At 50.1% G+C, this 4449-nt stretch carries 4 protein-coding genes and 1 tRNA gene; 4 read left to right on the top strand and 1 reads right to left on the bottom strand.

The genetic code is table 11. The features are described 5' to 3' along the window. Positions 1-49 precede the first annotated feature (49 nt). Positions 50-126, top strand: a tRNA-Asp gene (locus LBW88_RS26410). Between the two features lie 170 nt (positions 127-296). Then, positions 297-1100 (top strand): 2,5-didehydrogluconate reductase DkgB, encoded by an 804-nt coding sequence (gene dkgB / locus LBW88_RS26405; protein ID WP_224935644.1) that lies wholly within the window; start codon positions 297-299, stop codon positions 1098-1100. A gap of 12 nt (positions 1101-1112) precedes the next feature. On the opposite strand, the gene yafC is transcribed toward dkgB, so the two are convergent. Continuing rightward, positions 1113-2021 (bottom strand): DNA-binding transcriptional regulator YafC, encoded by a 909-nt coding sequence (gene yafC, locus LBW88_RS26400; protein ID WP_224935645.1) that lies wholly within the window; start codon positions 2019-2021, stop codon positions 1113-1115. A 100-nt stretch (positions 2022-2121) separates the two neighbouring features. Between yafC and LBW88_RS26395 the strand changes: the two genes are divergently transcribed. Beyond that, complete coding sequence (locus tag LBW88_RS26395) at positions 2122-3300, top strand: MFS transporter (protein WP_224935647.1); 1179 nt, start codon at positions 2122-2124, stop codon at positions 3298-3300. Between the two features lie 149 nt (positions 3301-3449). Further along, positions 3450-4253 carry an endonuclease/exonuclease/phosphatase family protein gene (locus tag LBW88_RS26390; RefSeq protein ID WP_224935649.1) on the top strand — a complete coding sequence of 268 codons (804 nt, stop codon included), beginning with the start codon at positions 3450-3452 and terminating at the stop codon, positions 4251-4253. Positions 4254-4449: the final 196 nt, after the last annotated feature.

Raw genomic sequence — 4449 nt, 5'->3', positions numbered from 1 at the left:
CGAAACACCCGAATTCAGAACGATTTTCTGATTTTGGTACAGTATCGGTGGAGCGGTAGTTCAGTTGGTTAGAATACCTGCCTGTCACGCAGGGGGTCGCGGGTTCGAGCCCCGTCCGTTCCGCCACTTTATTGAATAGCCCTGACTTAATAAGTCAGGGCTTTTTCATGTGCAAAATTTAGTGCCTATTGTTGATTTAAACGCAATATTCTTCTGCTTATAAGCGGATTTTTCGTCAACAATAAAGCTGCCAAAATACTTCCCATCGCAATAAACCACAACACGATGAGGAACTCATGACAATCCCAGCCTTTGGTTTAGGCACTTTCCGCCTGCAAGATGATGTTGTAATCCATTCCGTGAAAACTGCACTGGAACTCGGTTACCGCGCTATCGATACCGCCCAAATCTATGAAAATGAAGCAGCCGTTGGTCAGGCAATTGCTGAAAGTGGCATAGCTCGTAATCAACTCTTTATTACCACCAAGATCTGGATTGAAAACCTGTCTGGTGAAAAACTGATACCGAGTTTGCAGCAAAGTCTGTCAAAACTGCGCACCGATTATGTTGATCTTACATTGATTCACTGGCCTTCACTCGGCGCAGCAGTATCAGTTAAAGAGAGTATGCAGGCATTAATGGCTGCAAAAGAAGCGGGTTTGACGCGTCAAATCGGCATATCAAACTTCCCGATTGCACTGATGAAAGAGGCCATTGCAGCGGTTGGCATTGAAAATATCGCCACGAACCAGATTGAACTCCATCCGTTCCTGCAAAACCGCGCAGTTGTTGAGTATGCTAAGCAGCAAGGATTGCATATCACCTCTTACATGACATTGGCTTACGGTGAGGCACTAAAGGATGAAACCATCCAGTCGATCGCACGCAAACATCAGGCAACATCGGCACAAATCGTTTTGGCGTGGGCGATGCAATCTGGCTTCAGCGTGATCCCTTCTTCGACTAAGCGCGATAATCTGGCCAGCAATATGGATGCTGCCAACTTAACGCTTGATGCGGAGGATATGAAAAGCATCTCATCACTGGATCGCCAGCAGCGGTTGGTCAGCCCTGAAGGATTGGCTCCGGACTGGGATTAAGTTAAGCAGTACTCAGCCCTGCATTCGCCAGGGCTGTTGCCTGACCCACTCGCTGAGAAAGTCGATAAAAGCACGTGCACGCTGACTTACACCCAGATCACTGTAATAGACCGCGTTGAACGGCATCTCCACGGGAACTCGCTGCTGCGGCAATACCTCAACAAAAGTCCCTTCGGCGATTTCCCTGTCCACCATGTAATCAGATAAACAGGCGATACCCTGATCATCCAGACATAGCTGTTTAATCGTTTCGCCACTATTCGAAGACATTCCCTGTTTAATCTCGTATAGATCGCGGCCATTGTCCGAAACTGGCCAACGGTTTAACCGCGAGGGTTCAACAAATGCCAGGCATTCGTGATCGACTAAATCAACAATGGAAGCAGGAACACCGCGCTTAGTCAAATACGCCGGTGTTGCGACAAGTTTGCGATAGCTGGTAAACAATAAGCGCGCGCGTAGGGTGGAATCGGTCAGATTGCCCGCGCGAATTGCTACATCGACTTTACGTTCAATCAGGTTAATGAAGCTTTCGGAGGAAATCAGCGACAGCGTAACGTCTGGATAGCGCTCACGAAATGATTTAATCATCGGCAAGATTAAATGCAGAATCACCGGCGTTGCCGCATCAATTCGCAATTCACCCTGAGGGGATTGCTGCCATTCCACTAACTCATTTTCAGCGGTCGACATTTCCTGCATGAGTTTCTGCACGCGTTTAAAGTAGTGCTCACCTTCCTGAGTAAGCGCGAGCTGACGTGTAGTTCGCGTGAGTAATGCCACTCCAAGTTTGTTCTCTAGCTTTTTAACTGTGCGGCTCACAGCCGAATTCGCCATCTGCAGTTGTTCAGCCGCCCGGCTAAAACTGCCGCTTTCTACCACAGCGATAAAAACTTTCAACTCATCCGACGATGCTTTCATTATGCTCTCCGAAGCAAAAGTCTATTCTTACTTTGCATCTTTTTGTCATTAAAGCATGACGCGATAATAATCCCCATCAAAACATTCATGGGAGTCAATCATGCCACTTGCACTCTGGGCGCTGACTATCAGCGCCTTCGCTATCGGAACCACTGAGTTCGTTATCGTAGGTCTTATTCCAACGATTGCGGAACAACTTAGCATCACGCTGCCTTCCGCAGGAATGCTGGTCTCAATTTATGCCCTTGGTGTCGCCGTGGGGGCGCCAGTGCTAACCGCTTTAACCGGCAAGGTACCGCGCAAGCCACTGCTGATGGGGCTGATGGCGCTCTTTACGGTGGGCAACTTAGTCGCGTGGTTGGCACCGAACTATGAGACGTTGGTGATTGCTCGATTGCTAACGGGACTGGCACACGGCGTTTTCTTCTCGGTCGGTTCGACGATTGCAACCAGCCTGGTGAGCAAAGAGAAGGCGGCAAGTGCCATCGCCATCATGTTTGGAGGTCTGACTGTGGCATTGGTAACCGGTGTACCCTTGGGTACGCTGATTGGTCAACACTTTGGATGGCGTGAAAGTTTTCTCGCAGTTTCCATGTTAGGTGTCATTGCTTTAGTCAGCAGCATGGTGCTGATACCGCGTAATATTGCGCAACCACCTGTTACCACACTAGCGCAGCAAGCGCGCGTCATGGTGAATCCGCGTCTGCTATTAATTTATGCCATCACTGCGCTGGGCTACGGCGGCGTGTTTACCGCCTTCACTTTCCTGGCGCCGATGATGCAATCATTGGCCGGGTTTTCCCCAACAGCCGTAAGTGTGATTCTGCTGGGATACGGTATCTCTGTAGCCATCGGTAATATCTGGGGCGGCAAACTAGCCGATCGTCATGGCGCTGTGCCTGCGTTAACCCTGATCTTTAGCGCGCTGGCAGTGTTGCTGTTGGTATTCCAGTTCACGGCAAATACACACTTTATGGCGCTGGCAACGGTGTTAGTGATGGGAATTTTTGCCTTTGCTAACGTACCCGGTTTGCAGGTTTACGTGGTGCAAAAGGCTGAGTACTATGCGCCCGGTGCAGTTGATGTGGCGTCAGGACTGAACATTGCGGCGTTTAACATCGGCATTGCGCTGGGGTCATTGGTTGGCGGTCATATTGTCGAACATTACGGTCTGGCTCAAACCCCTTGGGTTGGTGCTGTCATCGTTTTTATCGCGCTATTACTGGTAAGACTGAGTGGTCAGCTCGACAAACCCCGTACTGTATTCGCCACTGAATAGTGAGATCAACAACTCGCCCACAGGGCGGGTTGTTGCTGCAATATGCTGTGAAGCTAATTCCGACAATTAACAACGCCAATTGAAACCCTGCCCTAAAATCCCTATAACTGTCAGGTGAAGTTGTAGTCGTAAATCAGCCAGGCGGGAAAGTGCGAAAGAAAACATATGCAATGCGTTATACAGCGGGTCAGCCTGCAGAGCGGATATTTCCGCCTGGGGCAATGTTGCATCTGGGGCAGGCGCTGCCGCCTGGTGCACCGTTACCTGCGGATCCTGCATTGCGGGTTTTAGTCTGGAATATCTTCAAACAGCAGCGGGCAGACTGGATGTCTGTGTTGCAGGGTTTCGGCAAAGATGCTCACCTGGTTTTACTACAGGAAGCGCAAACTACACCTGAGCTGGTCAAATTCGCCACCAGTAACTATCTCGCGGCCGATCAGGTGCCTGCCTTTGTCCTACCTCAACATCCTTCCGGCGTAATGACACTGGCTTCTGCGCATCCTGTGTATTGTTGTCCTTTACGTGAGCGGGAACCTTTATTACGCCTGGCAAAATCTGCGCTGGTGACTGCCTATCCACTACCGACCGGCGAAATGCTGATGGTGGTCAACATTCACGCGGTGAATTTCAGCCTGGGTGTGGATGTCTACAGTAAGCAACTCGGGCCGATTGGCGAACAGATTCAGCATCATCGCGGACCGGTAATCATGGCCGGCGATTTCAATGCCTGGAGCCGCCAGCGCATGAACGCGCTGTATCGCTTTGCCGAAGAGATGGCATTGCAAGAAGTGAATTTCACGGATGACCATCGGCGTAAAGCGTTTGGCCGTCCGTTAGATTTTGTCTTCTACCGTGATATGAAAGTCAGCGAGGCTTCTGTACTGGTCACGCGGGCCTCTGATCACAATCCACTGCTGGTTGAGTTCAATTCAACGTATCCCATCGGGCGTTAATGCCATCTGTCAGACAGACGAGTAAATAATAGGCTGAAGGGAGTCTGCGAAAGGGGTTGTGGACGACAGATGACTAGTCCTGGTATAGGTTGACACCTTTTCAGGTTAAAACCCCCGATGCACTGCATCGGGGGTTTTGTATTTTAGTGACAGGTGTGGACGTTCCCTGTTGTAGTACCGTACTGATTCACCCACC

Origin of the sequence: Pantoea sp. alder81, from assembly GCF_020179835.1 — a bacterium.
In the GTDB taxonomy this organism is placed as follows: domain Bacteria; phylum Pseudomonadota; class Gammaproteobacteria; order Enterobacterales; family Enterobacteriaceae; genus Pantoea.
Note: the sequence above shows the minus strand (reverse complement) of the source record. Positions and strands in the feature narration are given on the sequence as shown.

Coding starts and splice junctions, on each gene's coding strand:
- dkgB (WP_224935644.1), top strand. CDS start 297: ATGACAATCCCAGCCTTTGGTTTAGGCACTTTCCGCCTGCAAGATGAT.
- yafC (WP_224935645.1), bottom strand. CDS start 2,021: ATGAAAGCATCGTCGGATGAGTTGAAAGTTTTTATCGCTGTGGTAGAA.
- LBW88_RS26395 (WP_224935647.1), top strand. CDS start 2,122: ATGCCACTTGCACTCTGGGCGCTGACTATCAGCGCCTTCGCTATCGGA.